The sequence below is a fragment of the Bradyrhizobium sp. P5_C12 genome (assembly GCF_054049735.1).
Genome location: NZ_JBFULU010000014.1, coordinates 132037 through 158911, shown reverse-complemented (window position 1 = coordinate 158911; position 26875 = coordinate 132037). Strand labels below are relative to the sequence as shown.

Below are 26875 nucleotides of genomic sequence, written 5' to 3'. Positions count from 1 at the left end.
AACCCATGGCCTTTCTCCATGACGATTGAACCGGCGATTCAACTGCAAATGCTCGGAACGGGTTCCGCGCAAATTGAGGCGGCCCGCACTCCCGGGACAGTACGGTGTCCGGTAACCGATACATTCGCGTTCGCAACATGTTCGACTCCCGGCTGGCATTCAGGCGTTCGCCGTTGCATTGTTTGTCCCCATGGAGACGCGCGAAGACTACCTGCTTAAGCTAGCGACGGTTTTGGATGACGTCGGGCCGGACCAGAAATTGATAATTCGGGACCGCTACATCGAGCGCGCGTTTGGCGGCACGCGTGCCATCGCGATTGCAGAGGCGGGAGTCTTTGCCCAGGCGCACGGCTGCACGTTTCGTTACGACCGCATCAAGCGCCAAGGGGAGTTCACCCGTGCATATCCGGCAGGCGGCAGGGCGTGAGGTGGCTCGTCGAGAGCGCGGGCTACTGCCGCTCGTGGGTGTGGGAAAAGCCGCCAGCCGGCGGCTGAAGCGGAGGCACGAGGCCCGCCGGTTCACGCTGGCGGGCCTCTACCCCGAGGAAAGACTCGCTGACAAAGTTGGTTTGGGATAGCTTGCCCGAACTACGTTCATCGCGACGTGACGGCTGTTTGAAAATGCATATTGGAGCAGCAAATGTCGATTGTGAGAGCTTTTGCCCTGTTCGTAATTCTCGCATTCGGTGGCGCCGTGATCGCCGCCGGGTTCATGACATCGCCTGCATCGGCTAACAAAATGGATGGCAAGCCTGGGGGCTATGGCGGACGTAACTCAGCCAATTATGGTACCCCGAAGGGCGGCACAGCGAAGCCGCCGACTTCCGTGAAAAAACCACCCGCGCAATGAACGTAGAAAAAGCGGCCCGCCGGTTCACGCTGGCGGGCCTATCGACCATCACAGAATAGCGTCGAGTGGGATGACACAAATGGCGGCGCCATCATCATCGATCACAAAGATCGAATAGCCTTTGCCCACTAGTTCTGGTCGGGTCTCGCGTAGCGAACGAGCGAGCTTGATAGCCTCTATTTGGGCCTCCGTTTCGCTGGGCAAATCATGCGCTCCGAAGCCCGAAACGAAATGCGTATCGATGAGCTTGTAGGTGAAAAGAGGCATAGGGGATTGCCTGAGCCGATGCCAAAGCAAAACCCCCGCCCGCCTAGGGCAAGCAGGGGCTCGCGGATGGATGGCGCGAGGCTCGCGAATGAGGTGTCGCCCCAAGGACCCGCATAACTCAGAACAAACAACCGGCTTAGTAGGCCCGCCGAAACATTGTGCAAGGCGCGCAAATAAGAGGCCCGGTGCTTTCTTGTCCAGAAATACCGGGCCCCCGTCCGATCCGCCAGGGATACGCCGTGCAAATGGCGTGCCGCGGGGCCTCGCCTGAGTGGCGTCCAGGAGCACCTTGACTTGGCTCGCCGTCGCGCCCGGACCAAGGACAATCCCTTTTTTGCGGCATATGCCATTGCTCACGCTCAAAGGAGTGGCTCACCCACTTTGCGCGCCGAGCAGAACTTGACGGATCGCAGATTGCTGATGGCCGACGGGGCTTAGCCTGCGAACAGTCGACCTCAGCCGTAGGCCCCGCTGATGGCCGGCGAGGCCTGGTGGCAACTGCCGCACTCCCAATCCTGTCACCAGGCCGCCCATGTGCGCGGGCCTGTTTCCGACCTCTAGCGATTTTGGAAATGTCCTAATTCACTAAAAGAACAATTCCGGGTCGGCTTCGTTCTCGTCGTATGAAACGGTACTATTTTGACATACGAGAGGGTGATGAGATCATTCCCGATGAGGAAGGTCTCGAACTCTCCACCATAGAGAAGGTGCAAGAAGAGGCGGCTCGCTCGCTGGCGGATATGGCCCGGGATGCCGTCCGCAAGCGGGTGGATGGAGGGTCTCATGGGATGGCCATCGAGGTCCGTGACGACAGTGGCCCGGTGCTGCAGGTCAAATTCACATTCGAGGTCGATAGGCGGAGGCATTGAGCCGCCTCAGTTGGGGGCTCGCTTTCTTGTCCGCATCAAGGGACGGCTGCGCGGGCGTAAGATAGTCCTGGTGGAGGCAGGTTGGTCGTGCGCACCCATCGAACAGCACCGTGATGCCGGTGGTGCGAAGGCTAACTTCGATGACTGTGCCGGTCTTGTTGGTCAGATCCGGGCACCGCAGGGCACCGAGCTTACTAATTTTGAAGCGGGTGCCGACGACAAACCTGTCGCTTTTCTGAGCAAGCATTTCATTAATCCGAATTATGAAATACGCACGCTTGGTAAAGTGGTCAGCATACACTCCCTATGGCCATCTGCAACTTGGCCGTGAAGTCATTCGAAAACCCACGTGTTCCGGGAACTCGACTTCCTTGGCAATAGTCTTTGATTACATTTCCGTAATTGAATTGAATATCAGTGGCTTACGATTATCTCTAGGTTAGGCGGCAGCGTAACAAGCCGCTCCTCAACTGACCTTGCCCAACAGCCCCGGAGCTGGGTCCTTCTTATTCATCACAAGACGTGGCCCGCCTCATTGGTCTGAGAGGCAACGAAGATGGCTGTCCGCACGTATAACCACCAGCGCTGGTCCGAAGAGGACGACAAGCTCTTGCGCACCATGACCGAAACCGGGAAGAGCCTTACGCTGATGATTGTGAAACTGAAGCGGCCTATCGCCTCTATCAGGTCTCGCGCCATCGAGCTGGGGATTTGCCTTCCTGGAACTCGTATCGGCCTAAGACGCAAGCCCAAGGCAAGGCAACGGGCCTGATGCCCCACCACCGTACGGGGCATTATCGCCAGCGGTTTCCATCCCAAATGGAAAGCGCAGACGGATCAATCCTGGTCACATCATTGAGTTGCCAAAATAGCAAAATGAAAACAAGGCTCCGCGCGCATCTGGGAGACTAGGGGTCGGAGGTTCAAATCCTCTCGCTCCGACCATTATTTTCTTAGATAGACCTCAGTCTTGCACGATCTCGGATCGGCAAGTGATCTCCTGTTTTCGGAACGATCCGGTTCCAGCGGCGGACAGTTGGCACGCGCTGCGTGGACACGGCTGCTCCGGAATGGTCTTGCCACGGGCCCACGTCCGAACGGCAAAGGCGAGTTGATGCTTTCCCATCGCGTCGACGATAGAAGCCTGCGCGCTCTCAAGGCGCTCGGTGAACCCGCTGGCGTTTAGGTCCAGTCCCGCATCGACCGCCAAGACGGATACCGAGACGAGCGCAATCGCTGCGGCGACCGTCATTCCCTTCCATTCTGGTGACTGCATCAGCTAACCTTATCAGGTATTCCTCCGCTTGCTCGGATAGGTGGGGCTTTTCCACCGGGTTCAACCCCTCGATGGGCTCACGCACGCGTTCTTGAAGTGCGACAAATCCGTAACAAGGTCGCGCGTGGCGTCCTCGCGGTTGCAGACTGATCCAGCTGGCCGAAGTTCAACTTGACGCCATTTTGTCGGTGGGGGCGCATGTGGCCCTTTGTCGAACAACGAATGCTACGCCGCTGGCCGCAAATACCCCACCACCATCCGCGTCGTCTCGTCCACCAGCGTCCGCACCGTCTTCTCCGACAGCATCTCGGCGTGGTTCAGCACCGTGTTGTGCGCCACCGCCTCGATCGCGCTGACGCAGATGAAGGTGGCCAGCCCCGGGTCGATCTTGCGGATCTCCTTGCGGCGGCTTTCGAGGTAGGCGCGCACGAGGGTGTGGACCTCGCGGTTGAAGGCTTCGACGTCCTTGAGCTGGCCGGTGCGCGGGATCTGTTCGGCGAGCACGCGGTGGAGCCTCGGGTTGATGCGGTGGGCCTCGATCGCGACGGTCACGAGTTTTCGCACGGCCTTGTCGATCGGCAGGTCGGCGACTTCCGCGAGCGCTGCGCGAACGATGGCCATGATCTCCTCGTTGTGACGATCGATCACGGCGGCGACGAGCGCCTCCTTGCTGGGGAAATACTGGTAGAGCGAGCCGACGCTGACGCCGGCGATCTCGGCGATGCGGTTGGTGCTGGCCTTCTCAAAGCCTTCCTTGACCAGAATGCGAGCAGTTGCCTCGACCAATGCGTCGACAGTGGCGCGGGATCGCTCCTGCGAGGCATTTTTTCGGGGTTTTGTGGGCGATTTGCGGGCCACGGCCTTGTGATCTGAATGCGAGTAGGAAAAGCGAGTGAATGCTCGCATTATAGCGGGAAATGGCGGCGGGTCGGCAAGCCCCTTTGTCGCCGTGTCGAAAGAGCCAGATGGGGATGTGGCCATGAGCGTTGCCAGGATCGTGTCGGCCTTGCAGTTCTGTCCGGGCGGCTGCGTCTTCAGTGCGCCGGCCCGGCGCGATCCCGCACCAAGCCTGCAAAGCCGCGTCTTCAACATGCTGCTCGGGCTGCTTCCGTTCAAGCAGCAACTGGCGTCAGCCGAGGCCGTGCAGGCGCATGTGCGCAAGCTCGCCTTGCAGCCGGCCTCGCACGAGCCGACCGGGCTGGGCCGCGGCGTCGAGGCGACCCTGACCAAGATGGGTGGATGGCCGGTCTACTACACCGCGCCGTCCTCGGGCCATGAAGGCTGCAACTACGTCATGTTCCTGCATGGCGGCGGCTTCATCAACGAGATCGTGCCGGCGCATTGGCGCTTCGTCGGCCGGATGACGCGCGAGGCGGGCGTCGTTTGCGTCGTGCCGATCTATCCACTCGCACCCCGCGCGACCGCAAAAGACCTCGTGCCGGCGACGGCCGAACTGCTGCGGATGCTGCTGGAGGATGCCGGGTCCGCGAAGGTCACGGTGGTCGGCAATTCGGCCGGCGCTGGCCTCGCACTTGCCGCTTGCCAGTGGCTGCGCGATCGCGGGCACCGGCAGCCGAATCGGCTGGTGCTGATCTCGCCGGCCGCGGATGCGTCGATCAGCCGTCCGGAGCAGGTCGCGATCGCGGCGCGCGATCCCATGCAGGACATTCCGGGGATCGTCGAGGCGGGGCGGCTCTATGCCGGCGAGCTCGATGTCGGCCACCCCTTCGTCAGCCCCTTGAACGGCGCCTTCCGCTCGCTCGCGCCGATGCTCATCTTCTCCGGCACGCGCGACCTGCTCTATCCCGACAGTGTCGATCTCGCGGAGAGGGCAAGGGCCGCAGGCGTGCCGGTCGAGCTGCATCTGCGGCGCGGCCAGCCGCACAATTACGCGCTGATGCCGACGCCGGAAGGGCGGCAGGCGCGTGCGATGATTCTGCGTGCGGTAGCTTAAGGGGATAAGGTGTGATCATTGTCACAGAGCGCGCCGCCGCGATGGGGTCTGGCGCTGCGAGCCCGAGCGGAGCAAAGGGCGGCCCCGGGCGTTTCCTCAGGTAACGTAGTTTTGCGGGGCCTTAGGCGTGGCCCTTGATCTCGTAGTGACCCGGCACGCATTTGTAGCGCTCGAGGCGCCAGTTGGCGTGATAGATCGGATGCTCGCCCATCCACTTCGCCAAGGGTGCCTGTGCGCCGATCGCACACTGCATCATCGACATTTCGGGCGTCATGTTGCTGTCGGTCACGATTTCCTCGACGCAAGCGCCCGAGGCAGATGCACCAAGCCGGCAGAGCACGGCTACGACGGTCACGAACATTCCTGTCACCTCATCGGTAGTTTCTGACCACGAAGAGGATGCAAGCGGAGTGCCAGAGCCTGTGACACAAACAACACGCTGGCCTGGCCGACTCGACCCAGCGTCCACCCCCATTTGACGATTCGGATTGTAAAAAAATTGCCCCTAACCCGAAGCCGGACAAATACGGGAACCGGAGGGGATGACCACAGGAATGATTGATTGTGAGGGCAGCGCCGCGCCGGGCAGGCCTTCACACGCCCCTCGCAACCGGTAGGCTCACAGGCTGTGGATACCCGCCAAAAGAGCGGGGCCGCCACAAGGGCCACGGAAACGCGAGGGCAGACCATGACAGCACGACCGACCGGCGTGATCCCGCCGATGACGACGCCGTTCCGCAAAGAGGGCGAGATCGACTTTGGGCTCGTGGCGCCTCAGGTCGACTGGATGATCGGCGCCGGCGCGCATGGCGTCGCGGCCGGCGGCTCGACCGGCGAGGGCCACACGCTCGATCACGAGGAATATCGCGACCTGATGGCCGCGACGCTCGAGGCGGTGAGGGGACGCATCCCCGTGATCGCCGGCATCATCGTGGACTCCACGCGCGATGCGATCCGCCGCGGCAAGCTCGTGCGCGACATGAATGTCGCAGCCCTCCAGGTCACGCCGGTGCATTATCTGTTCAAGCCGGACGACGAGGCGATGGTGGCGCATTTCCGCGCCATGGCCGACGAGACCGGCATGCCCATCATCATCTACAACGTGGTGCCGTGGTCCTATCTGTCGCCGGCGCTGCTGGTGCGGATCATGACCGAGGTGCCGCTGGTGGTTGGCGTCAAGCAGAGCGCGGGCGATCTCAAGCTGTTTGCCGACCTCATGATGATGGCACCGGACAAGCTGATCTACAGCGCGGTCGATGCCCTGATGTATCCGTCCTACACGCTCGGGGCTCATGGCTCGATCGCCGCGATCCTGACCGCGGCGCCGCATGCCTCGGTCGCGCTGTGGGATGCGGTGAAGGCGGGCGACCATCCGCGCGCGCTCGACCTGCACAAAAAGCTGCTGACGCTGTGGAATGCCGTTATCGCCGACAATCTGCCGGCCTGCACGCGTTACGCCCAGACGCTCCAGGGCCTGCCGAAAACCTATCCGCGCGCACCGATGCCGGAGGCCTCGCCGGCGCAGCAGGCCGCCATCCGCAAGGCGCTGGAGGCTCTCGGCGCGTTGAACGGGGCGCGCGTCGAGGCGGCCGAATAGTCCGCGGGCCGAAATAACTGACGTGAAGATGGCAGCGCCCATCCGCTTTTACCCGCGGATGCGGTGCTGCTACATTTTGGGTGCGGCTCGCTGAGGTCGCGCAGCGACGAAGAAGCATACCGACAAGGGGAGGGACCGAAGTCCCATGAAGGATTTTGCAGGAAAGATCGCCGTCATCACCGGCGGCGGCACGGGCATGGGGCGGGAGCTCGCGCGGCAACTGGTCGCCGAGGGCTGCAATGTCGCGATGTGCGACGTCTCGGAAGCCGCGATGGCGGAGACCAAGCGGCTGTGCGAGGTCGAGAAGCTGCCGCAGGGCCTGCGCGTCACGACGCATGTCGCCGACGTCTCGATCGAGGATCATTTGAAGCGCTTCCGCGACGAGCTCGCCGAGCAGCAGAAGACCGACCGGATCCATCTTCTGTTCAACAACGCCGGCATCGGTGGCGGCGGCAGCCTGTTCACCAACACGCGCGAGCAGTGGGAGCGCACCTTCAACATCTGCTGGGGCGGGGTCTATCTCGGCGTGCGCACCTTCCTGCCGATGCTGGTGGCGGCCGACGAGGCCCACATCGTCAACACCGCGAGCGTCAACGGCTTCTGGGCCTCGATCGGCATGAACCAGGCGCACACTGCCTACAGCTCGGCGAAGTTCGCGGTGAAAGGATTTACCGAAGCGCTGATCAACGACCTCCGCCTCCACGCACCGCACGTCAAGTGCTCGGTGGTGATGCCCGGCCACGTCGGCACCTCGATCGTCTCCAATTCGCGCAAGGTCCAGAGCAGCGACGGGTCCGACCGGCTCAACGCCGACGAGGTCGCGCTGACCCGCAAGCGCATGGTCGCGGCCGGCGTGCCGGATGCTGACAAAATGTCCGACGACGACATCCAGGCGGCGTTCGCCGAGCGCGCCCGCAGCTTCCTCGAGGACGCGCCGACGACGGCTGCCCAGGCCGCGAAAATCATTCTCGACGGCGTGAAGGCGGAGCGGTGGCGCATTCTTGTGGGCGAGGACGCAAAGCGCCTTGACGAACGCGTGCGCGCAACGCCCGAGCAAGCCTATGACCGGACCTTCTACGAAAGTTTTACGCAGGAGGTCGGCTGGCGGCTTGGCTGACATCGTCAACGAGCGCGCGCGATATGGGTATGATGATCATCATGGCAAGAGGTGCGCAGACAATTTTAAGTGCCACCTCTTGCCAGTGCTGGCCGCCTTATGACGATTTGGAATGTCACACATGCGGCATGCTCCATCGTTCAAGCAATGTTCAAGCGATGGTGATCCTGAACGGGTCGCATTTGACGCAGGGCAGCTTGGTTGTCGAACTAAAATAGTTTAGTCAATTAGGAATAACGCGACGATAGAGCGTAGCTTCCGATGATGCCCGCATGCCTCTCCGACGACTGGATCCTCTGCCCGGAGAGAGAGGATATCTCCGCTGAATTCACCCGGCTGCTCACCGCAGCCCAGGAGGGCGGCGCCGCCATCGCGGAATGCCTGATGATCGCGCGACATCTCAAGCGCGGCGACGAGCAGTCCTGGCACCGCGAGTGGAAGAAGCTGGCGCGGACCAACCGGCACCGTGCCGAGGCCGCGTTCGCTGAAGGCCACATGGCGACCGCGCAGCGCAACTGGCTGCGTGCGATGAACTACTACGGCGCAGCCGCAATGCCGCTCGACCAGGCCGACGAGCGCCGCTGGGTCGCGGTGCTTGCGATGCAGGATTGCGCCCGCCGCTTCCTCGCGGCGCGCAGTCCGGCCGGCGAAGTCGTGACAGTGCCCTGGGCCGAAGGCCATTCGTTGCAGGGCTACTTCCTGCCCGCGTCCGCGAACGGGCGGGCGCCGACCGTGATCTGCATCGGCGAGCCCGGCCACCGCAAGGAGGAATTCCTGTTCAAGCTCGCGCCGCACGCGCGCGAGCGGGGATTCTCGATGCTGGCGCTGGACCTGTTGGGCGACCAGCGCGACGACTATGTCGACGTGCTGCTCCAGCGCCGGGATCTCGAGAGTTCGATCGCCAGCGTCATGGATTATCYGGAAACGCGTAGCGACGTCGATTTCGGGCGCGTCGCCGTGCTCGCCGACGGTTGGGGCTCCTCGTTCGTGGCGCGCGCGGTGTTGCAGGAGCCGCGGCTCGCTGCGGCCGTCTGCGACGGCGGCCTGTGGGACCTGCACGAGCGGGCCTTCTTTGCCAGCCGCTTCGCGATGAGCGACGTCAGCATCGTCCCGGTGCCGCATGCGCCGCTGATGGCCTCGAGCATCGAATGTCCGGTGCTCATTACGCTGGGCGAGGACGGTTGGCTCAAGGCCGACCGGGCGCGTCAGATCGTGCAGAAGTCCCGCTTCGGCAGCTCCGAGATCATGCTGAAAGTGTTCACGGCGGCGGAAACCGGCGCGGCGCAGTCCCATGCGGACAATCCGAGCCTTGCCAATGAATACATCTTCGACTGGCTCGAATCGCAGCTCGGCGCCGCCGGCCGCATCTGAAGCGCTCGCCTCAGAAGTCCAGGGTCAGGCGAACGCAGGCCTTCTCGAGCCGGGTCTTCAGCGTCGCGAGCTTGGTGGTGAATTCCGTCAGCTCGTCCTCGTCGAACTCCTGGAAGACGAATTCCTTGATCGTCTTGTACTGCTCGTTGAGGCTCGCCAGGTGCTTCTGCGTCTTCTCGGTCAGGGACAGCCTGACCACCCTAGCGTCGGTCGGCGAGGGCCTTCGGCGCAACAGGCCTTTCTTCTCCAGCAGCTTGGACTGGGTGGTGACGAAGGAGGGATCGACGTGGAGGAGCTTGGAGACCATATTGACGGGAATGCCGTCGTCCTTGTCGAGGTCGGAGATGGCCATCAGGATCAGCCATTGCGGACCGCTGATGCCGAGCGTCCGGGCCCAGAACTGACGCAGCTCCTCCAGATACATGTTGATCGACGATATCTCCCAGGTGAAGCGCCTGATGATATCCAGATTGCCGATGGAGCGGAGGCGCGCTCCTTCTTTCCTCGTCGCGGACACAGCGTCACTCCCGTGATCTGATTCATTCCGATCGGTGTGGTGCAAGGCCATAGTCCACGCAAGCCTGCTCTGACGCAAGTGCAGAGCAGGGTAATTTTGTCACTAAAATTACAAACATGATCTTCTCAGCCGTTTGGCCCGGCCCGGGTGTTGCGCCAAGGGCACAGGTTTAGTGAAACCACAAAGCTTACCAAATAAACTATTTTGATTAGTGGAACGGCGCAGGCATATTGGCCCGTGACGGTGGGGGGTACTCATTCGTCCCGTTGCAGGTGGTTCGCTCACGTCCCTCGCGTCTCAAGCGGGTGCGTCCGAAAGCGCGAAGCGGCCGAGCGGATTTCAAGAGACGGGGATCTGGGGGGCCTCACGGTCCAGTCTCCGCAAATGAGCAACTTGGAGGTTTATATGAAAGTGGTGAAGAGCCTTTTGCTCGGCACTGCGGCGGGTCTGATCGCCGTCGGTGGAGCTCAGGCGGCTGATCTTCCGGTCAAGGCCAAGGCGGTCGAGTACGTGAAGATCTGCTCGCTCTACGGCGCGGGTTTCTACTACATCCCGGGCAGCGACACCTGCATCAAGCTGGGCGGCTATCTGCGTGCCGAAGTCGCCCTCAACGCCGGCGGCAACTACAGCGCCCAGTACAACGGCGTGTTCGCGGCGAACAACCGCCTGACTAACTACTACTCGATGCGCGCTCGTGAAGACCTCAACATCGACACGCGCACCGCGACCGAATACGGCGTGGTCCGCACCTATTTCGATGCGGTCTTCACCTGGACGACCGGCAACTATGTCGGCACCGGTTCGGGAACGGGCGCCACCCAGTACAGCGGCACGCTCGGTCTCAACGCTGCGGGCACGGGCCTCGTCGGTTCGGGCAGCGGCAACGTCAACGGCACCGACGGTAACCTCTCGGGCGGTTCGCTCGGCGTCTACTACGCCTTCATCCAGTTCGCCGGCTTCACCATGGGTAAGTCGGTGTCGCAGTTCGATGCGCCCTGGATCAACTATCCCGGCAAYAACTTCGACCAGCTGGTCGGCGGCAGCGGCACCACCAACGGCGTCACCCAGTTCACCTACACGGCCGATTTCGGCCAGGGCGTGACGGCCGCGTTCTCGGCGCAGGATCAGACTCAGGTCTTCCAGACCAACATCTGGAATACCGCCGGCATGACCACCGCCAACGTCCTCGGCGGCGCCTACGGCTCGAACGACCTCGGCGGCACCCGCTCTCCCGACCTCGTCGGCATGGTCCGCGTCGACCAGGCCTGGGGTCTGTTCCAGGCCTCGGTTGCCGCGCACGACAACCATGTCGGCTACTACGGCGCGAGCGAAGTCACGGGTCACCCCGAAGACAAGTGGGGATGGGCCGTTCAGCTCGCTCTGCAAATCAAGAACATCCCGACCGGTGCCGGCGACGTGATCAACGTCTCGGGCGTCTACACCGACGGCGCGAGCCGCTACAACTTCCAGGAGCTGGCAGCGACCAGCTACTCGATGTTCGGCAGCTCCAGCGGCGCGTATCAGAGCATCGGCTTCGCCGGCGTGTCTGACGCGGTGTTCGCTCCCGGCGGCGGTCTCGAGCTGACCAAGACCTACGGCTTCCGCGGTGCCTACACCCACAACTGGAGCCCGTACTGGAACACGGCGCTCTACGGCGCGTGGGCTGCGGTCAACTACAGCGGCACGGCGAAGGGCCTGATCTGCGGCAGCGCTGCGTTCGCGACCCTGACCGGCACCTGCAACCCGGACTTCAACATCGGCCAGGTGGGCGTCATCACCCGCTGGACGCCGGTGAAGAACCTGACCTTCTCGGCCGACTTCACCTACAGCCATCTCGACCAGAAGTACTCGGGCGTGATCACGACCCCGGCGCTCACGAGCGTTGCCAAGCCTGCGGCCACGTATGAGCTGAAGGACCAGGACACCTACAGCCTGCTGCTGCGCGCCCAGCGCAACTGGTAAGCTCGGGGTCTTCGGACTTGACCAGGCCCCGGCGAGAAATCGCCGGGGCTTTCTTGCGAGGAGGGGCCTTCGGAAAACCCGGCGGCCCGTGCAGACGACGAAGACGAGCTATGCGATTCGATCGTCCTCAAGCTTATTTACTTACCTGACTTACTAAGCTATATAGCTTTCAGCCGATTACGAAAGTCACGGCTCTTAGCTTGATGCTAAGCCTCCAGAAACCTCCGGTAGTGCCCTGCCGGAGGTTTTTCGTTTCGGGAGTGCAGCGTCAGCCGCGCATCATGCGGGCGCGCGAATTCGGCCGGTAGGCGAGGCGGCTGTGGCCGGCGCAATAGGGCTGGCCGTCGGGCGCGATATTGCCGCAGAAGCAGAAATCCTCCGCGCCCGGCGTCGAGATCGGCCAGCGGCAGCGGTTCTCGGACAGCTCCAGCAGCGAGCAGCGGTTGGCATCGTCGATCGGCCCCACGACCGCGGGCGCGGCGGTCTCGCCATAGAGCGTGGCAAGCATTTCATATTGCAGTCGCGGCACCGCCTTGGGCGCGCGTGCCTGCGCGAGGCTCCTGTCGAGCTTGCGCTCGTCGGTCGACCTGCCGCGCGTCAGATTGAGCCGGGACAGCTTGCCGATCACGGCGTTGCGGCTGACGCCGATATCGGCTGCGATCTCGCGGCAGGACAGCCCGGCCTCGAAGTGCTGTTTCAGAAGTTCGATTCGTTCGTCGGTCCAGGTCTGTGAAGAAGTCGTTGCAAGAACAGGCATGTGTAACGGTCCCAGGTTGCAGATGTCGGCCACCCGCCAGCGAGATCCGTCCGCCTCACGTTCGGCGCGCGTTCACGTCCTGCCATTGTCGCGGATCGACAGAAGCCCGTCCTTGATGGCGAGACGGATGCCTTCCTCGATCAATGTCCGCGCGACGCCGGGAACGCTGGTGCCGTGGGTGCCCTGTCTCACCAGTTTTTCGAGATAGGTGATGGTCGAGAGCGCCAGGGTTACGGGAATGCGGTCAGTCTCGGCTTTTTCGGTGGCCATGGCCCGAACGCTAGCCTCTTACTCGTGTACACAAAAGTAACGATTAAGACTCTATTTAGGTTCAGGGGTGGAAGTCAAATCCGGGCCATGCCGGTGTTTCAGCCCATTGGAATCGCTTGAAAAAATCGGCGTAGCGCGGCGCGCCGCGCCGGAGACCGGGCGGCGGCGGAGCGTGGACTGGTCGGGGAAGGCGGGGGCGGTCAGCCGTGCACGATCGCCTTTTCGATCATGCAATGGATGCCCTTGGAGCCGTTGACGGTCTGCGTCACCCGCAGATCGGCGGCCAGGCTGCACAGCGTGTAGGCGTCCTCGCGCGACAGGTTTCGCGTCTCGCCGAGCAGCGCGATCATGTCGCGCAAGGCCCGCACCACGCACTGGTCGAGGTCCGGATCCATCGCCATGGTCATGTAATGCGTCGGCGTTTCGGCGCGGGGATAATCGAGTCCCAGGTCCTTGCGGAGCGTCAGGCGGAAGCGGCCTTGCAGTGCGGTCTCGATCGCGGTGACGCAGACCTCGCCGTCGCCTTGCACGCCATGGCCGTCGCCGCAGGAGAACAGCGCGCCCGGAACGAACACCGGCAGATACAATGTCGCGCCCGCGCCGAGTTCCTTGTTGTCGAGATTGCCGCCCATCGCGCGCGGAACGAGCGAGGAGATGCGGCCCCAGGCCGGCGGTGGCGAAACGCCCATGACGCCGAAGAACGGTTTGAGCGGCAGGTCGAGCCCCCAGGGCATGCGGCCGACCATCCGGCTCCGGTCCAGCGGGATATTGAGGATGCGCGTCTCGTGGAAATCGTCGGGCAGGGTGCCGGACAACGGCTTGATCATGTTCCAGCCCCAATCCTGCCGGAGCTGGACGTCGAGGATCTCGACCGCGAGCACATCGCCGGGCTCGGCGCCCTCGACCGCGATCGGGCCAGTCAGGATGTGGCCGGGCAGCATGCGCTCGCTTCTGGCATGAACCTCGTGCATTTCCGGCGGAATGTGAAATTTGTCGCGGTCGGGCAGCATGTCGGGGCCGCCGCTGATGGTGTCGACGGTCACCTCGTCACCGCTTTTGATGGTGAGGACGGGCTTGAGCCTGGCTTCGAAGAAGCCCCAGTGGCAGGTTTCAGGGCTTGAATGCAGGTGGTGATGGGTCATTGGCCGCCTTCGGTCGGTTTCATCTGAACTCGCCATGAGAACTTGCGATATGAGAACCTGCGATGCCCGGGCTTGACCAGGCAATCGATCCTCTTCCAAGAAGATTTCTGAAGATGGACCGGCGGGTCAAGCCCGCGCGCGACAAGCTCGACCATTCCAGCGAGGCTCCCCTGCTTTTTGTCCTCTCCAAGACCCTCGGCGCCGCGGTGCTGCCGATCAACTTCATGATCGAGCTCGGGATCGTCTCGGTCGTTCTGATGGCGACGCGCTTTGCCGCGTTCGGCCGCAAGCTCGCCGTGGCCACGCTGATCCTGCTGGCGCTCGCCGCGTTTTCGCCGCTCGGCAATCTCCTGCTCTATCCCCTGGAGTCGCGCTTTCCGCCGTGGGATCCGTCGCGCGGTGCGCCCGATGGCATCATTGTGCTCGGCGGCTCCGTCGACACCGACCTGTCCGCGGCGCATCGCACGCCGGTCGTGTCCCATGCGGCCGATCGCCTGTTCGCGCCGGCCGAGCTGGCGCGCCGTTATCCGAATGCGCGCATCGTTTTTACCGGAGGCAGCGCGAACCTGGTCTCGACAGACGCCAGGGAAGCCGACTACTCCGCGCCGATCCTGGAAAATCTCGGTATCCCGAAGGAGCGCCTGATCCTGGAGCGGAACTCCCGCAACACCTATGAGAATGCCATCTTCACGAAACCGCTGGTGACGCCGAAGGCGGGCGAGCGCTGGCTTCTGGTCACCTCGGCCTTCCACATGCCGCGTTCGATGGGAATCTTCCGCAAGGCCGGATTTGAGGTCGAGGCCTATCCCGTGGACTGGCGGATGGGCGGACGTGACGATCTTTTTTCGTTCACCAATGTGGGCGCGGACGGGCTCGGCCGAACCGAAATTGCCGTACGCGAATGGATCGGCCTCGTGGCTTACCGCCTGATGGGCAGGACGGGCGAGTTGCTTCCGGGACCGGCCAAGGACTAGAACGAGAGCCGCAAAACAAGAACAGCGGCGTAATCGCCGGCCCGGAGGACGCCAATGCAGCAGCAGAGCGCAGACAGGATCGATCTTGCCGGCCTCGTTGCCGATCTCAACAGCCTGTTGCGGCTGAAGACGACGGTGATCGGCATGAAGCTGTTCGCACGCGCCGCGGAGATGGAGGCGATCCCGAAGATCAGGCGGCCGAACGCGATCCACACCACCGACCAGATCGTCAGCATGGCTGCACGTTTGGGCTGGACCGTCGGCATCACCGCCGACGATCTCGTAGGTAGCCAGTGCCGCGCGGTGATCGGGCTCGCGCCGCAAGATGAAAAATGGCTCGCCGGTGAAAACTATGTCGGCGTCTGGCACGGCACGGCGGAGGATGCGCGCAAGCGCCAGGAGGCGCTCGACGTGGTGCCGTTCGGCCAGTACCAGGCGCTCGCGGTCAGCCCGCTCGCGAGCGGCCGGCTCGATCCGCCCGATATCTGCCTCGTCTACGCCACGCCGGGGCAGATGATCATCCTGATCAACGGCCTGCAATATACCGGCTACAAGAAGTTCGAATGGGGGGTGGTCGGTGAGACCGCTTGTGCGGATTCCTGGGGGCGGGCGCTCAAGAGCGGCGAGCCCAGCCTGTCCTTGCCATGCTATGCCGAACGGCGCTATGGCGGCGTGCCGGACGAGGAGATGCTGATGGCGCTGAAGCCTGAGCATCTCGCCAAGGCAATCGATGGCATGAAGGCGCTGGCCAGGAACGGCCTGCGCTATCCGATCCCACCCTATGGTATTCAAAGCGACGTCCGTGCCGGCATGGGCGTGAGCTACGCGAAGAAGTAAAGGCCGCCCGTTATGAGCTCTACGAAATTCGACATCGTCGTCTACGGCGCGACCGGCTTCACCGGCCAGCTCGTCGCCGAATATCTGACTGCGCACTACAAGGACGACCATCAACTCAAATGGGCGATGGCGGGCCGCAGCCTCGGCAAGCTGAAATCGGTCCGCGATGCGATCGGTGCGCCGGGGAACACGCCGCTGATCGTGGCGGATGCGTCGGATGCGGCCTCGCTGAAGGCGATGGCGGAGCAGACCATGTCGGTGATCACCACCGTTGGCCCGTATCAGTTCTATGGTGAGGAACTGCTCGCGGCCTGCGTGGCCACGGGCACGGATTATTTCGATCTCTGCGGCGAGCCGGTGTGGATGCGGCAGATGATCGACAAGTACGAGGCGGAAGCCAAGGCGAGCGGCGCCCGCATCGTGTTTTCGTGCGGCTACGATTCCGTGCCGTTCGAGCTTGGTACGTTCTTCGTGCAGGAGGAGGCCAGGCGTGTATTCGGTGCGCCGGCCCCGCGCGTGAAGGGGCGGGTGCGCGACATGCGCGGCACGCTCTCAGGCGGCACCGCCGCGAGCGCGAAGGCGACCTTCGATGCGGTGGCCAAGGATCTCAGCCTCGTCGCCATTCTCAACGATCACTTTGCGCTGACGCCCGGGTTCACCGGCCCGAAGCAGCCGAAGGGCAACAGGGCGGCCTTCGAGGAGGACCTGCAATCCTGGGCCGCGCCGTTCATGATGGCGCTGATCAACACGCGCAACGTGCACCGCTCCAACATGCTGATGGGATTCCCTTACGGCCAGGAGTTCGTCTACGACGAGATGGTCCTGACCGGCCCAGGCGAGAAGGGCGAGGCCAACGCGAAGCGCGTGATGGCCGTGAATGCCGAGAAGACCGGCCCGAACGCGCCGAAGCCGGGCGAGGGGCCGTCGAAGGAGGAGCGCGAGAACGGTCTCTTCGACCTGCTCTATGTCGCGATCGCGCCCGACGGCCGCCAGGTCCGCGCCGGCGTCACCGGCGACCGCGATCCGGGCTACGGTTCGACCTCGAAGATGATCTCCGAATGCGCGATCTGCATGTTGCGCGACGCGACCGATGTCCCGGCCGGCTTCTGGACCCCGGGCGCGGCGATGCAGCACAAGCTGATCAAGCGGCTGGTCGATCACGCCGGCTTGACGTTCGGGGTGGAAAGCTAGCGGCAGATTGTAGGGTGGGCAAAGCGAAGCGTGCCCACCACTTGCAAAGCGACATCGCGGAGAGATGGTGGGCACGGCGCTTTGCGCCTTTGCCCACCCTACGGCAGTTCATCGCTACACCGCCCTCGCATCGTACGCGTACATGAAATCCATGCCCTTGGCGCCGAGCGGCAATAGCCATTTCAGCATCTGATTGCGGACCCATGCGCCGGTGGCGCTGAATTCGCGCTTGCTGTTGCCGTTGCGGCGCGCCATCGCCACGATCTTCTCGGTGCGCGGGCGGCGCTCGGCTTCGAAAGCCTGGAAGGTGGCGCCGAGCTCCTGGCCGTCCTGCATCAGCCGGGCCAGCCGCATCGCATCCTCCAGCGCCAGCGAGGCGCCCTGGCCGGCATGGGGGCTGGTCGCGTGCGCGGCATCGCCGATCAACAGCGAACGCTTGCGCGACCAGGTCGGCAGCGTCGCGACATCGAGCGTGTCGGTGACCACGATGTTCCTGGCTGCCTCGATGATCGCCGGGATCGGATCATGCCAGCCGCGGTGAAAGTCGCGCAGATGCTGCTTCAGTGTCGCCTCATCGAGCGCCCGGAACATCGCGGCATCCATGCCGCGCGCGGGCTGTGTGCTCCACCACATCACGCCGTCGTTCGGATCGGGACTGCAATAACCGTAGCCGAAGAAGCCGCTCTGTCCGAATGTCGTCTCGACGTGGCGGCCGATCGACCTGCCGTCGAGGACGGCGTGCGGCACGAAGCCGCCGAAGCCGATCAGGCCGGTGTCGAACGGCCGCGGCCCGTCCGGCACGACCTGGCGTCGTGTCACCGAATGCACGCCGTCCGCGCCGATCAGGAAGTCGCCCTCGGCGGTGGTGCCGTCGGCGAAATAGGCGATGATCGGCTGGTCGCCGCGATCCTCGATCTTGATCAGCCGCTTCTCGAAATAGAGCGAGACGCAGGCGCACCAGGCCTTGTCGATCAACATCTCGTTCAGCGCGGCGCGGCACACATTGACCGCGGGCTGGCCGAAGCGCCGCGCCATGTCGCGGTTGATCGAGCCGAGCCTGCGGCCTTCCTGCGAGTAGAAGTCGAAGGAGTCCGCGACGGAGCCGCGGCTGATCAGATCGCCGGCAAGTCCGATCTCGTCCATGACGTGCATGCCGTTCGGCGCGATCTGGAGGCCGCCACCGATGCCCTTGGAGTACGGCCAGGCTTCGTAGATCGCCGACTCGATGCCGGCGCGGCGGAGCAGGATCGCGGCGACGGGCCCGGCGATGCCGGCGCCGATGATCAGGGCCTTGCGGGGACGGTTGGACATTGTCTTGCTCCCGACGTTTCCGTGGTGCTAGGAGGAATTACGGCTGCTAAATCTCTTAGCTGCTAAGATATATATCGACTAAGATATGAGGTCGGCCTTGTCAAGGACGAAGGCGCGCGACGCGCTGTTGCAGGAGCTCGAGGAGGCGATGCGTCGGTCGTCCGCGCAGGGCGTGCTCTATGGCCAGACCGTTGCGAACGTTGCCGGAATTGCCAATTCCGACCTCGAATGCATGGACATCCTCTATCTGGAGGGCCGCGTCACCGCCGGCCGGCTCGCCGAGGTCACGGGGCTGACGACGGGCGCCATCACCGGCGTAGTGGACCGACTCGAGAAGGCCGGGCTGGTACGCCGCGAGCGCGACGAGAAAGACCGCCGCAAGGTCTTCATTTCCGTCGTGCCGGAGACGGCGATGAAGATCGGCCAGCTCTACGTGCCGATGCAGCAGGCGATGTTGAAGGTGTTTGGCGCCTATTCCGACCAGGAGCTGCGCCTGCTGCTGCGCTTCGCGACCGAGGGCTACAAGGGCGTGCTCGCGGCCACGGAAGCGTTGAAGGCGGTCATCGACACGCCGCCGGAAAAGCGGGCCAATTTCAAGATCAGGAAGCGTCCTCGCCGGCCTTGATCTTGTAGGCCTGTGCGGCCGCGATCATGCCCCACATTGCGCCCAGCATCATCCAGAAGTGCCGCCAGTGGTCGGTGTCGATCACAAGACTCTCGCCGACGGTGCCGACGAAGGCGGAGAAGACCGCGAGATAGGCGCGCTGCCAGGGCACGCGGACGAAGATGTGCCGAAAGCCCATGATCACGGTGGTGAAGACCAGCGCGGGATAGCACACGCCGGAGAGCCAGCCGCCGGACATGAAGGCGTTGAGATAGGAGTTGTGGGTGTCCTCGGGGAAGAAGCGGTGGAATTGCAGCGGGCCGATGCCGAACGGCAGGTCGAGCGCCATCTCCGCGCCGAGGATGTGCCGGCCGAAGCGGCCGAAGCGGCCTTCGTCATAGCTCTGGTCGAAGCTGGCGCGCTGCTTGAACATCTCGGCGGTGGAATCGAACGACAGCAGCACCGCGATCAGCGCCAGGCCCAGCACCGCGGCGACGATGGCCATGACGACGATGCGCGAGCGCTGGGCGTTGGTGCGGCTCGTCAGCACCATCAGCGCCAGCATGAAGGCGGAGGTCAGGACCAGGCCGCCCCAGGCGGCGCGGGAGAAGGCAAGCAGGATCGCAAGCGCCATGATGCCGAAGGCGATGACGTTGCGGAAGGCCTTGGCCAGCCGGTCGGAGACCACGCTCTGGAGGCAAAACAGTGCCGGCAGGATCAGGAAGGCGCCGAGCACGTTCGGATCCTTGAAGGTGCCGCGCGCGCGCTCGTACAGCGTCAGCAGGTCGCGGCCGCCGGGAACGAGGTTGAAATACCCGGCGATCGCCGACAGCGACGCGATCATCGCGCCGACCACGAGGCCGCGGCGGAGCATGTCGAGCCGCGCCGCCGTGTCCTCGGAGGTGACCATGGCGAAGAACATGACGGTCACGGCCATGTACCAGGAGGTCGCGATCCAGCTCGCGACCTCGGACTGGTCGAGCAGCGGGATCGCGCTGATGGTGTAGCCGACATTGAGCAGGATCAGCATCAACAGCAGCGGCATCAGCGCAAGCCGCAGGCGCAGGCCGGTGGCAAAGAAGGTGACGGTCGCAAGCAGCGTCACGATCTCGTAGGGGCTCGGCTCGATGAAGACGACCGCGCCGGAGGCGCCGACCAGCCACACCAGCGCGCGCTGCAGCGCCAGCACGCCGGGCGCAGCGCGAACCGCTGCATTCATTCCCCCGGCTGTCGCCGCATACGCCATCACACGCTCACGCTACTGGTAGGCCACAAACACGCTGTCATCGCTCGGCTTGACCGGGCGATCCAGTATTCCGCGGCGCGTTGCAGAAGACGGCTGGCGCCGCGGCGTACTGGATGCCCCGCCTTCGCGGGGCATGACGGAGAAACTCAATTCAGTACGCGTTCTCGTTCTTGGTCAGCAGCGAGATCGGCGTCTTCAGGAGAATGTAGAGGTCGAACAGCACCGCCCAGTTCTCGATGTAGTAGAGGTCGAACTCGACGCGCTTCTGGATCTTCTCTTCGTTGTCGATCTCACCGCGCCAGCCGTTGACCTGGGCCCAGCCGGTGATGCCGGGCTTGACGCGGTGGCGGGCGAAATAGCCGTCGACGGCTTCGTCGAACAGGCGGCTCTGGAGCTTGCCCTGCACCGCATGCGGACGCGGGCCGACCAGGGAGAGATTGCCGGAGAACACGACGTTGAAGAGCTGCGGCAGCTCGTCGAGGCTGGTCTTGCGGATGAAGCGGCCGACGCGGGTGACGCGCGGATCGTTCTTGGTCACGACCTTCGAGGCCGTCGGGTCGGCCTGGTGATGATACATCGAGCGGAACTTGTAGACGTCGATCCGCTCGTTGTTGAAGCCGAACCGCTTCTGGCGGAACAGCGCCGGGCCGGGGCTGTCGAGCTTCACCGCCACCGCCACCAATGCCATCACCGGCAAGGCCGCGAGCAGCGCAAGGCCGCCGACGATGCGGTCGAACAGCCACTTCATCACCAGGTCCCAGTCGGTGATCGGCGCCTCGAACATGTCGAGCGTCGGCACCTCGCCGAGATAGGAATAGGAGCGGGGACGGAAGCGCAGCTTGTTGGTGTGCGCGGACAGGCGGATGTCGACCGGCAGCACCCAGAGCTTCTTCAGCATTTCCAGAATGCGCGTCTCGGCCGAGATCGGCAGCGCGAACAGCACGAGATCGACGCGGGTGCGGCGGGCGAACTCGACGATGTCATCGACCTTGCCGAGCTTGCGCGCGCCGGCGCAGGTGTCGAGCGCACGGCTGTCGTTGCGGTCGTCGAACACGCCGAGCACGTGGATGTCGGAATCCTCCTGCGCCTGCAGCGCCTCGACCAGTTGCTCGCCATTGCGGTCGGAGCCGACGATGATGGTGCGGCGGTCGAGCCGGCCCTGGCGCGCCCAGTTGCGCACCAGCAGGCGCAGCACCAGACGCTCGCCGATCAGCGCGGCAAGCCCGAGGACGTAGAAGGCGGCGAGCCACAGCCGCGACACCTCGCCACCGAGCTTGGCGAAGAAGGAGGCTCCGATGAACAGCAGGAAGACGAACGACCAGGACGAGATCATCCGCGTCATCTGCCGGAGCTGCTCGCGGAAGAGCTGGACCTGATAGATATCCGCGGCCTGGAAGCAAATCACGGCGGCAGCGGCTACGGCGAAGATGGACCCGATATAGTCCCAGCGGAAATCGGTGAGCGGCATGACGTAGCCGACATAAATGGCGATGCCGACGAGGCTCAGCACGACGAAATCGGCCGCACGCACGGCGCCGGCGATCACGATCGGCGAATAGGCACGGGCGACCTTCTGATTGACGACGTCGAGCGCGGCCGGCGTCAGCCGGCGGCGGCGTTCAACGAAGGGCTGATCGGCCGGTTTGGCCGCGGCGCTGGTCGCGGCATCGAGCATCGAGCGAGCGTTGAGCGGTTCCACGGCTGTCCACGTCCATTCCAAAAACCCGCGGGCCACGGCTATGCGCCCCGGGCGTGCATCCCCTGGGCTCATCGGATAACGGACAAATCGGAAGATTCTCTAAAGCGGCCTTAAGAATGGTTAGTGATTGGTAAATGCGTCGCGATATCCCGCGAGCACGCCGTCGACCATCGCCTGCTGGGAGAAATACGCCGAGATGCGCTCACGCAAGGACGCCGCGCGTTGCGCGGTCAGCTGCGCGTTCGCGAGCGCGGCCGCAATCGCGTCCGCCATGGCCTCGGCGTTGCTCGCTGCGAACAGCGCGGGGCTCTCGGTACCGAAGATTTCGGGGATACCGCCGACGCGTGCCGCAATCATGGGAATGCCGGCCGCTCCAGCCTCGATGACGACATACGGCATGGAATCGCCGCGCGAGGGGACGACCAGAAGCCGCCCCTTGGAAAAGCCGTAGCGCGCCTTGACGTGACCGAGGAAGCGGATGGCGCTGCCAAGGCCAAGCCTCTCGACCTGTGCCTTCAGCGCGGCCGTCTCCTCGCCGTCGCCGCCGAGCGTCAGCGTGACCCTGGTGCCCTTCGCGTGCAGGCGCGCGACCGCATCGACCAGGAGGTCGGCGCCCTTGATATGCCTGAACTCGCCGACATAGGCGAGATCGGTGGCATCGTCGGCAACGACGACCGGCTCGAATTCCTCGGGCGTCACGCCGTTGAAGACACAATGCACCACGCCCTTGGGCATGCCGACGATGCGCTGATAGGTGTCGCGGGCAAAGACGCTCTCGAACAGGAACAGGTCGGTCGAGCCCATCAGCGTGCGCTCGAGCCGCGCGTAAAACTCGCCCTTGAGGGTGTTGAGGGGATAGTGCAGCGAGCCGCCATGCGGGGTGTRGATGCGGATGGTGTCGTCGGAACGTCGCCGCATGCGCAGGAAGGCGCCGGCCTTGGCGCCGTGGCCGTGCAGGACGTCGGGCTTGAGCTTGGCGATCAGGCGTCGCATCCGCAGCCACACCAGGAAATCGTCCGGCGACGGTTCGCGGTGAATCGCCATCCGGTGCACGCCGAGCGTCAGCCGCGGTGCAAGTTCTTCAAGCGCCTTGTCCGCGCGCTCGCCGCCGGTGAGGCTGTCGGCGAGGATGCCGACATGGTGACCGCGATCGACCTGGCCGTTGGCGACGTCGAGGATGTGGCGAAAGATGCCGCCCACGGGCGCGCGCACGGCGTGCAGGATTCGAAGCGGCTGGTCGGGAGAGGGGGGCATGATCTAAACCAGCGCTCGACGGCGGATGCCGAACAAAGTTCTCGAAATATCGAGACGGATTAAGAGCCTTCGTGGTTAACAAACGGTGACGACAGCGCGCGCGTCTGTCGCAAGGGTTCACGATTAACCCAGCGGCAACCTTAATGGAGTGTAATCGCCCCGGTTGAGCTAGGTTAGTGGCGTTGCCCTGCGGGAGTGTTCGATGCGTTTAGCGTTCTGGCGTGCCGGCAAGGACAAGGCGCTGGTCGAGCGGGCCGTGCCGAAGCCCAGGCCTGAAGCCAAAGCCAAGGTTGACGCCAGGCCTGCGCCCGCCGCGGTGAAGCAGGCGCCAGCCGAATCCGGTGATATCGATCTGCACGCGCTCGGCGGCGCGCTTGCGCGCAAGCGCGGTTGGATCATCGTGCCGACGGTGCTGGCGCTCGTCGCTTCCGTCGCCGTCGTCAATCTCATCACGCCGCGCTACAAGTCCGAATCGCGCATCCTGATTGACGGCCGCGAGAACGTATTCCTGCGGCCGACCAGCGACCGCAGCACCGAGGAGCGGCAGGCGCTCGACCCCGAGGCCGTCACCAGCCAGGTCCAGCTCGTGCTGTCGCGCGATCTCGCGCGCGAGATCATCAAGAAGAACAAGCTTGCGGAGCGGCCCGAATTCGATCCGGTGCTCCAGGGAATTTCGCCGCTGAAGTCGCTCGCGGCCCTCGTCGGCATCGGCCGCGATCCGTTCTCGATGACGCCGGAAGAGCGCGTGCTCGACGCCTATTACGAGCGCCTGCAGGCCTACGCAGTCGACAAGTCGCGCGTCATCGTCGTCGAATTCCAGTCCGCCGATCCCGATCTTGCCGTGCGCGTCGCCAATTCGATCGCCGAYGGCTATCTCGTGCTGCAGCAGAATGCGCGCCAGGATCAGGCGCGCAACGCGAGCCAGTGGCTTTCGGGCGAGATCGAGAATCTGCGGAAGAAGGTCTCCGAGGCCGAGGCGAAGGCTGAGGATTTCCGCTCCAAGTCGAGCCTATTCGTCGGCACCAACAACACCACGCTGTCGAACCAGCAGATGGGTGAGGTCAACACCCAGCTCAACAATGCGCGCGCGCTGAAGTCCGACGCGGAGTCCAAGGCGCGGCTGATCCGCGAGATGCTCCAGAGCGGCAAGCCGATCGAGGCGTCCGAGGTGGTGAATTCCGAGCTGATGCGGCGGCTGTCCGAGCAACGGGTGACGCTGCGTGCACAACTCGCCGAACAGTCGTCCACGCTGCTCGGCAATCACCCGCGGATCAAGGAGCTGAAGGCGCAGCTCGGCGATCTCGACAATCAGATTCGCGACGAGGCCGCCAAGATTTCACGCTCGCTGGAAAGCGACGCCCGCATCGCCAGCGGCCGGGTCGACGGCCTGACGGCGAGCCTCGAGCAGCTCAAGACGCAGGCGACATCGACCAACGGCCAGGACGTCCAGCTTCGCGCGCTCGAGCGCGAGGCCAAGGCGCAGCGCGACCTGCTCGAGACCTATCTCGCAAAATATCGCGAGGCCAACACCCGCGAGAGCATCGATACCGCGCCGACGGAAGGCCGCATCATCTCGCGCGCCATCGTCTCGAACATGCCGGCCTACCCGAAGAAGCTGCCGATCGTGCTGATCGCCACGCTCGCGACACTGCTGCTTTCTTCCGGTGTCGTCGTCACCGGCGAGCTCTTGCGCCAGACCGCGCCGCGCGCCGTCGCCGCGTTCATCCCGGCGGCGGTCCGCCAAGAGCCGCACGAGCCGCAAGGGCCGCAAGGGCTGCAAGGGCCGCAAGAGCCGCAAGAGCCGATCGTCGTCGCCCCCGTGGTGGCCGAGCCCGCACCGCTCCAGCCGCAGATGACGACCGATCTGGACATCGGCGAAGTCGCCGAAATCGGGCAGCTGGCCGAACGCCTGCGGGCTGCAGGCGCGGCGGCGAAGAAGGTCACGGTGCTCGGCACCGCATCGGGCGAGGCCATCACATTGTCGACGCTGACGCTCGCCCGGCACCTGGCGCGCGATGCGCGTGTCGTCGTGGTCGATCTCGCCGCATCCTCGCCGACGATCGCCGCAATATCCGCCGATCCGATGGCGCCCGGTCTTGCCGAACTGATGCAAAGCGAGGTGTCGTTCGCGCAGGTCATCACCCGGGACAAGCTCTCGCGGCTGCATCTGGTCATGGCCGGCCGGCCCGGCTTCGACCGCAGCCTGCTGCAGTCACCGCGGGTGACGCTCGCGATCGATGCCCTGCTGCGAGCCTATGATCACGTGCTGATCGACGCCGGCAGTGCGTCCGACCTGCCTGCCGAGCTCCTGACGGCGAATGCCCGCGCCGTCGTGGTGCCCGATGCATCCATGGCCACCGATGCGCGCGCCCTGATGTGCGAGCAGCTGAAGGCGGTCGGCTTCAGCGAGGTGACGATGCTGAGCAAGCCGGTGCAGCCATCGGATGCTGTGGACGCGCCGCGCGTGGTCGCGGCGTAGGCGAGGGCGTCGCCGCCGAGTGGTCAGGTATTCGGAGAAGGGTACGGCCTGCTATCCGAACGTCTGCCGCAGCCGCCGTGCCAGATCGAACAGCATCTGGTTCTGCTTCACCAGCCGCTTGCCGCGGTTGAGTGAGGAGATCGCCATCGCCGCGAATTTCCCGCGCGAGGTCAGCGGGACAAAGCTGTCGAAGATGTCTTCGTCGTCCTTGCAGAACATCCGCTTGTACTCGTCCGTGCCGATGCCGAGGTCGAGCGACCGGTAGCCGCGTTCGGCGTAGCGGTCGATGATGTAGCGCATCAGGATCAGGCCGGGGCTGTAGCGGGCGTGCTCCGACAGCGTGTAGGTGTTGAACATCATCGAGAAGCGCTGGCCGTCGGCGATGCCGGCGAAGATCGCGATCACCTCGTCGTCGCATTCGAGGGCATGGATGTCGATGACGCGGCCTTCGCCGCGCGGCGACAGGCAGGCGCTGCGGATGAACTGCTCGACACCCGGCTCGGCGAACACGTTCGGCAGTTTCTGTTCCGCCATCCGCGCCGGCTTGATGCGGAAGAACCAGTCGAGCAGGCGGGTGACGTCCGCGTCGGTGGTGGCGAGGTGATAGCGATAGCCTGTGAGCGCCTGGAGTTTCTTTTCCTTGCTCTTCAGGCGGCGGCGGAAGGAATTGCTGATCCGCGATGCGGGCGGGCCTCCGGGCTCCATCGCCAGCAGCGGGCAGCCGTTGATCGAGCCCTGCCGCGGCAGAAGCGCGAACGGGTTCTGCTGCTCGTACCAGCGCAGCGGCTGCTGCGTCAGCGCCAGCACGTCGATATGCGCGCGCAATGGCGCAAAGAGAGCGTCGAGATCGGCCGCCCCGGCCTGCGCGGCGAACTCGGCGTTCCACAGTCCCATGTTGAAGGTCGTATGCTTGCCGCCCATGAAGCAGGCGGTGCGCACGCCGTGGCTTTGACGCGACGAGAGCGGGAGCAGCGCGAGCGGCCGGCGCTCGGCGTCGCGGGCGATCACGATGAAGGGCCGGGAGCCCTCGTTCTCGCCGACCAACCGCTGCCAGGGGCTCAGGAGATCGAACCGCTGATAGGGCGTCGAGAGATGACCGGGTTCCTCGAAGGCGCGCCAGACCTGCTCCGCACTGTCGAGGTCGCCGACGATGTCGACATGCGCGATGCGGCGCGCTTGCGACTGCGCGGGCGATTCTGCCGTCCGGCTTTGCATCGCCGCAGCCATGGTCATTCACGAAACCTGTCGAGAAACGAAAATATGCGTAATTCGGCCTGTGGCCGACCTTTGCAAAGAAATGTCAACAAAGGGTAATGACAATGGTCGAGGGA

At 64.1% G+C, this 26875-nt stretch carries 27 protein-coding genes; 13 read left to right on the top strand and 14 right to left on the bottom strand.

Annotated features, from left to right (window positions below):
• Nucleotides 1-190: 190 nt before the first annotated feature.
• Together ACXJMY_RS15625 and ACXJMY_RS15620 are read left to right on the top strand one after the other, a co-directional pair.
• On the top strand, nt 191-427 hold the full coding sequence (locus tag ACXJMY_RS15625; protein ID WP_456620224.1) for a hypothetical protein: 237 nt from the start codon (nt 191-193) through the stop codon (nt 425-427).
• A gap of 213 nt (nt 428-640) precedes the next feature.
• Nucleotides 641-850 carry a hypothetical protein gene (locus ACXJMY_RS15620; RefSeq protein WP_456620223.1) on the top strand — a complete coding sequence of 70 codons (210 nt, stop codon included), beginning with the start codon at nt 641-643 and terminating at the stop codon, nt 848-850.
• Nucleotides 851-898: 48 nt separating this feature from the next.
• On the opposite strand, the gene ACXJMY_RS15615 is transcribed toward ACXJMY_RS15620, so the two are convergent.
• Nucleotides 899-1117: a DUF6894 family protein gene (locus tag ACXJMY_RS15615; RefSeq protein WP_456620222.1), complete on the bottom strand. Its 219-nt coding sequence runs from the start codon at nt 1115-1117 to the stop codon at nt 899-901.
• 623 nt (nt 1118-1740) lie between these two features.
• On the opposite strand from ACXJMY_RS15615, the gene ACXJMY_RS15610 reads away from it, so the two are divergent.
• Nucleotides 1741-1986: a DUF6894 family protein gene (locus tag ACXJMY_RS15610; protein WP_456620221.1), complete on the top strand. Its 246-nt coding sequence runs from the start codon at nt 1741-1743 to the stop codon at nt 1984-1986.
• Here ACXJMY_RS15610 and ACXJMY_RS15605 read toward each other — a convergent pair.
• The 3 genes from ACXJMY_RS15605 to ACXJMY_RS15595 form a co-directional block, all read right to left on the bottom strand.
• Nucleotides 1955-2233 carry a hypothetical protein gene (locus ACXJMY_RS15605; protein ID WP_456620220.1) on the bottom strand — a complete coding sequence of 93 codons (279 nt, stop codon included), beginning with the start codon at nt 2231-2233 and terminating at the stop codon, nt 1955-1957. The genes ACXJMY_RS15610 and ACXJMY_RS15605 overlap by 32 nt on opposite strands.
• 717 nt (nt 2234-2950) lie before the next feature.
• Entirely contained in the window at nt 2951-3238 is a 288-nt protein-coding gene (locus tag ACXJMY_RS15600) for a hypothetical protein (protein WP_456620219.1), read from the bottom strand.
• A gap of 249 nt (nt 3239-3487) precedes the next feature.
• A complete protein-coding gene (locus ACXJMY_RS15595; RefSeq protein WP_456620218.1) occupies nt 3488-4120 on the bottom strand; it encodes a TetR/AcrR family transcriptional regulator in 633 nt (210 codons plus the stop codon).
• 121 nt (nt 4121-4241) lie between these two features.
• On the opposite strand from ACXJMY_RS15595, the gene ACXJMY_RS15590 reads away from it, so the two are divergent.
• A complete protein-coding gene (locus ACXJMY_RS15590; protein ID WP_456620217.1) occupies nt 4242-5216 on the top strand; it encodes an alpha/beta fold hydrolase in 975 nt (324 codons plus the stop codon).
• A gap of 121 nt (nt 5217-5337) precedes the next feature.
• Here ACXJMY_RS15590 and ACXJMY_RS15585 read toward each other — a convergent pair whose 3' ends face one another.
• On the bottom strand, nt 5338-5577 hold the full coding sequence (locus ACXJMY_RS15585; protein WP_027547402.1) for a hypothetical protein: 240 nt from the start codon (nt 5575-5577) through the stop codon (nt 5338-5340).
• A 327-nt stretch (nt 5578-5904) separates the two neighbouring features.
• Here ACXJMY_RS15585 and ACXJMY_RS15580 point away from each other — a divergent pair, with 327 nt between their 5' ends.
• The 3 genes from ACXJMY_RS15580 (at nt 5905) to ACXJMY_RS15570 (ending at nt 9301) form a co-directional block, all read left to right on the top strand.
• A complete protein-coding gene (locus ACXJMY_RS15580) occupies nt 5905-6813 on the top strand; it encodes a dihydrodipicolinate synthase family protein (RefSeq protein WP_456620216.1) in 909 nt (302 codons plus the stop codon).
• 145 nt (nt 6814-6958) lie between these two features.
• Entirely contained in the window at nt 6959-7930 is a 972-nt protein-coding gene (locus tag ACXJMY_RS15575; protein WP_456620215.1) for an SDR family NAD(P)-dependent oxidoreductase, read from the top strand.
• 261 nt (nt 7931-8191) lie between these two features.
• Nucleotides 8192-9301, top strand: coding sequence for an alpha/beta hydrolase family protein (locus ACXJMY_RS15570; protein WP_456620214.1), 1110 nt, complete (start codon nt 8192-8194; stop codon nt 9299-9301).
• Between the two features lie 10 nt (nt 9302-9311).
• Here the strand turns inward: ACXJMY_RS15570 and ACXJMY_RS15565 are convergent, their stop codons facing one another.
• Nucleotides 9312-9818 (bottom strand): MarR family winged helix-turn-helix transcriptional regulator, encoded by a 507-nt coding sequence (locus tag ACXJMY_RS15565; RefSeq protein ID WP_456620213.1) that lies wholly within the window; start codon nt 9816-9818, stop codon nt 9312-9314.
• Between the two features lie 405 nt (nt 9819-10223).
• Between ACXJMY_RS15565 and ACXJMY_RS15560 the strand changes: the two genes are divergently transcribed.
• The gene (locus ACXJMY_RS15560; RefSeq protein ID WP_456620212.1) at nt 10224-11780 is read left to right on the top strand and encodes a porin; all 1557 of its coding nucleotides are present in this window, start codon (nt 10224-10226) and stop codon (nt 11778-11780) included.
• A gap of 268 nt (nt 11781-12048) precedes the next feature.
• On the opposite strand, the gene ACXJMY_RS15555 is transcribed toward ACXJMY_RS15560, so the two are convergent.
• The 3 genes from ACXJMY_RS15555 to ACXJMY_RS15545 form a co-directional block, all read right to left on the bottom strand.
• Entirely contained in the window at nt 12049-12537 is a 489-nt protein-coding gene (locus ACXJMY_RS15555) for a GcrA family cell cycle regulator (protein ID WP_456620211.1), read from the bottom strand.
• Nucleotides 12538-12609: 72 nt separating this feature from the next.
• Nucleotides 12610-12807, bottom strand: a complete 198-nt coding sequence (locus tag ACXJMY_RS15550) for a hypothetical protein (protein WP_007603456.1) — start codon at nt 12805-12807, stop codon at nt 12610-12612.
• Between the two features lie 200 nt (nt 12808-13007).
• Nucleotides 13008-13949 carry an acetamidase/formamidase family protein gene (locus tag ACXJMY_RS15545; protein ID WP_456620210.1) on the bottom strand — a complete coding sequence of 314 codons (942 nt, stop codon included), beginning with the start codon at nt 13947-13949 and terminating at the stop codon, nt 13008-13010.
• Nucleotides 13950-14173: 224 nt separating this feature from the next.
• Between ACXJMY_RS15545 and ACXJMY_RS15540 the strand changes: the two genes are divergently transcribed.
• The 3 genes from ACXJMY_RS15540 to ACXJMY_RS15530 are packed head-to-tail and all read left to right on the top strand — an operon-like array spanning nt 14174 to nt 16951.
• Nucleotides 14174-14923 (top strand): YdcF family protein, encoded by a 750-nt coding sequence (locus tag ACXJMY_RS15540; protein WP_456620230.1) that lies wholly within the window; start codon nt 14174-14176, stop codon nt 14921-14923.
• A 54-nt stretch (nt 14924-14977) separates the two neighbouring features.
• Complete coding sequence (locus ACXJMY_RS15535) at nt 14978-15760, top strand: DUF169 domain-containing protein (protein WP_456620209.1); 783 nt, start codon at nt 14978-14980, stop codon at nt 15758-15760.
• A gap of 12 nt (nt 15761-15772) precedes the next feature.
• On the top strand, nt 15773-16951 hold the full coding sequence (locus tag ACXJMY_RS15530) for a saccharopine dehydrogenase family protein (RefSeq protein ID WP_456620208.1): 1179 nt from the start codon (nt 15773-15775) through the stop codon (nt 16949-16951).
• A gap of 114 nt (nt 16952-17065) precedes the next feature.
• Here ACXJMY_RS15530 and ACXJMY_RS15525 read toward each other — a convergent pair whose 3' ends face one another.
• Nucleotides 17066-18262 (bottom strand): FAD-dependent monooxygenase, encoded by a 1197-nt coding sequence (locus ACXJMY_RS15525; protein WP_456620207.1) that lies wholly within the window; start codon nt 18260-18262, stop codon nt 17066-17068.
• Between the two features lie 148 nt (nt 18263-18410).
• Between ACXJMY_RS15525 and ACXJMY_RS15520 the strand changes: the two genes are divergently transcribed.
• Nucleotides 18411-18887, top strand: coding sequence for a MarR family transcriptional regulator (locus ACXJMY_RS15520; protein WP_456620229.1), 477 nt, complete (start codon nt 18411-18413; stop codon nt 18885-18887).
• Here ACXJMY_RS15520 and ACXJMY_RS15515 read toward each other — a convergent pair.
• The 3 genes from ACXJMY_RS15515 to ACXJMY_RS15505 all read right to left on the bottom strand — a co-directional run bounded on the left by ACXJMY_RS15515 (nt 18862) and on the right by ACXJMY_RS15505 (nt 23065).
• Nucleotides 18862-20112 carry an O-antigen ligase family protein gene (locus ACXJMY_RS15515; RefSeq protein ID WP_456620206.1) on the bottom strand — a complete coding sequence of 417 codons (1251 nt, stop codon included), beginning with the start codon at nt 20110-20112 and terminating at the stop codon, nt 18862-18864. The genes ACXJMY_RS15520 and ACXJMY_RS15515 overlap by 26 nt on opposite strands.
• Nucleotides 20113-20263: 151 nt before the next feature.
• Nucleotides 20264-21811, bottom strand: a complete 1548-nt coding sequence (locus tag ACXJMY_RS15510; protein ID WP_456620205.1) for an undecaprenyl-phosphate glucose phosphotransferase — start codon at nt 21809-21811, stop codon at nt 20264-20266.
• A 120-nt stretch (nt 21812-21931) separates the two neighbouring features.
• Nucleotides 21932-23065, bottom strand: a complete 1134-nt coding sequence (locus tag ACXJMY_RS15505; RefSeq protein ID WP_456620204.1) for a glycosyltransferase — start codon at nt 23063-23065, stop codon at nt 21932-21934.
• A 202-nt stretch (nt 23066-23267) separates the two neighbouring features.
• On the opposite strand from ACXJMY_RS15505, the gene ACXJMY_RS15500 reads away from it, so the two are divergent.
• Nucleotides 23268-25544, top strand: coding sequence for a GumC family protein (locus tag ACXJMY_RS15500; protein ID WP_456620203.1), 2277 nt, complete (start codon nt 23268-23270; stop codon nt 25542-25544).
• A gap of 51 nt (nt 25545-25595) precedes the next feature.
• Here ACXJMY_RS15500 and ACXJMY_RS15495 read toward each other — a convergent pair whose 3' ends face one another.
• Complete coding sequence (locus ACXJMY_RS15495; protein WP_456620202.1) at nt 25596-26777, bottom strand: GNAT family N-acetyltransferase; 1182 nt, start codon at nt 26775-26777, stop codon at nt 25596-25598.
• Between the last annotated feature and the right edge of the window lie 98 nt (nt 26778-26875).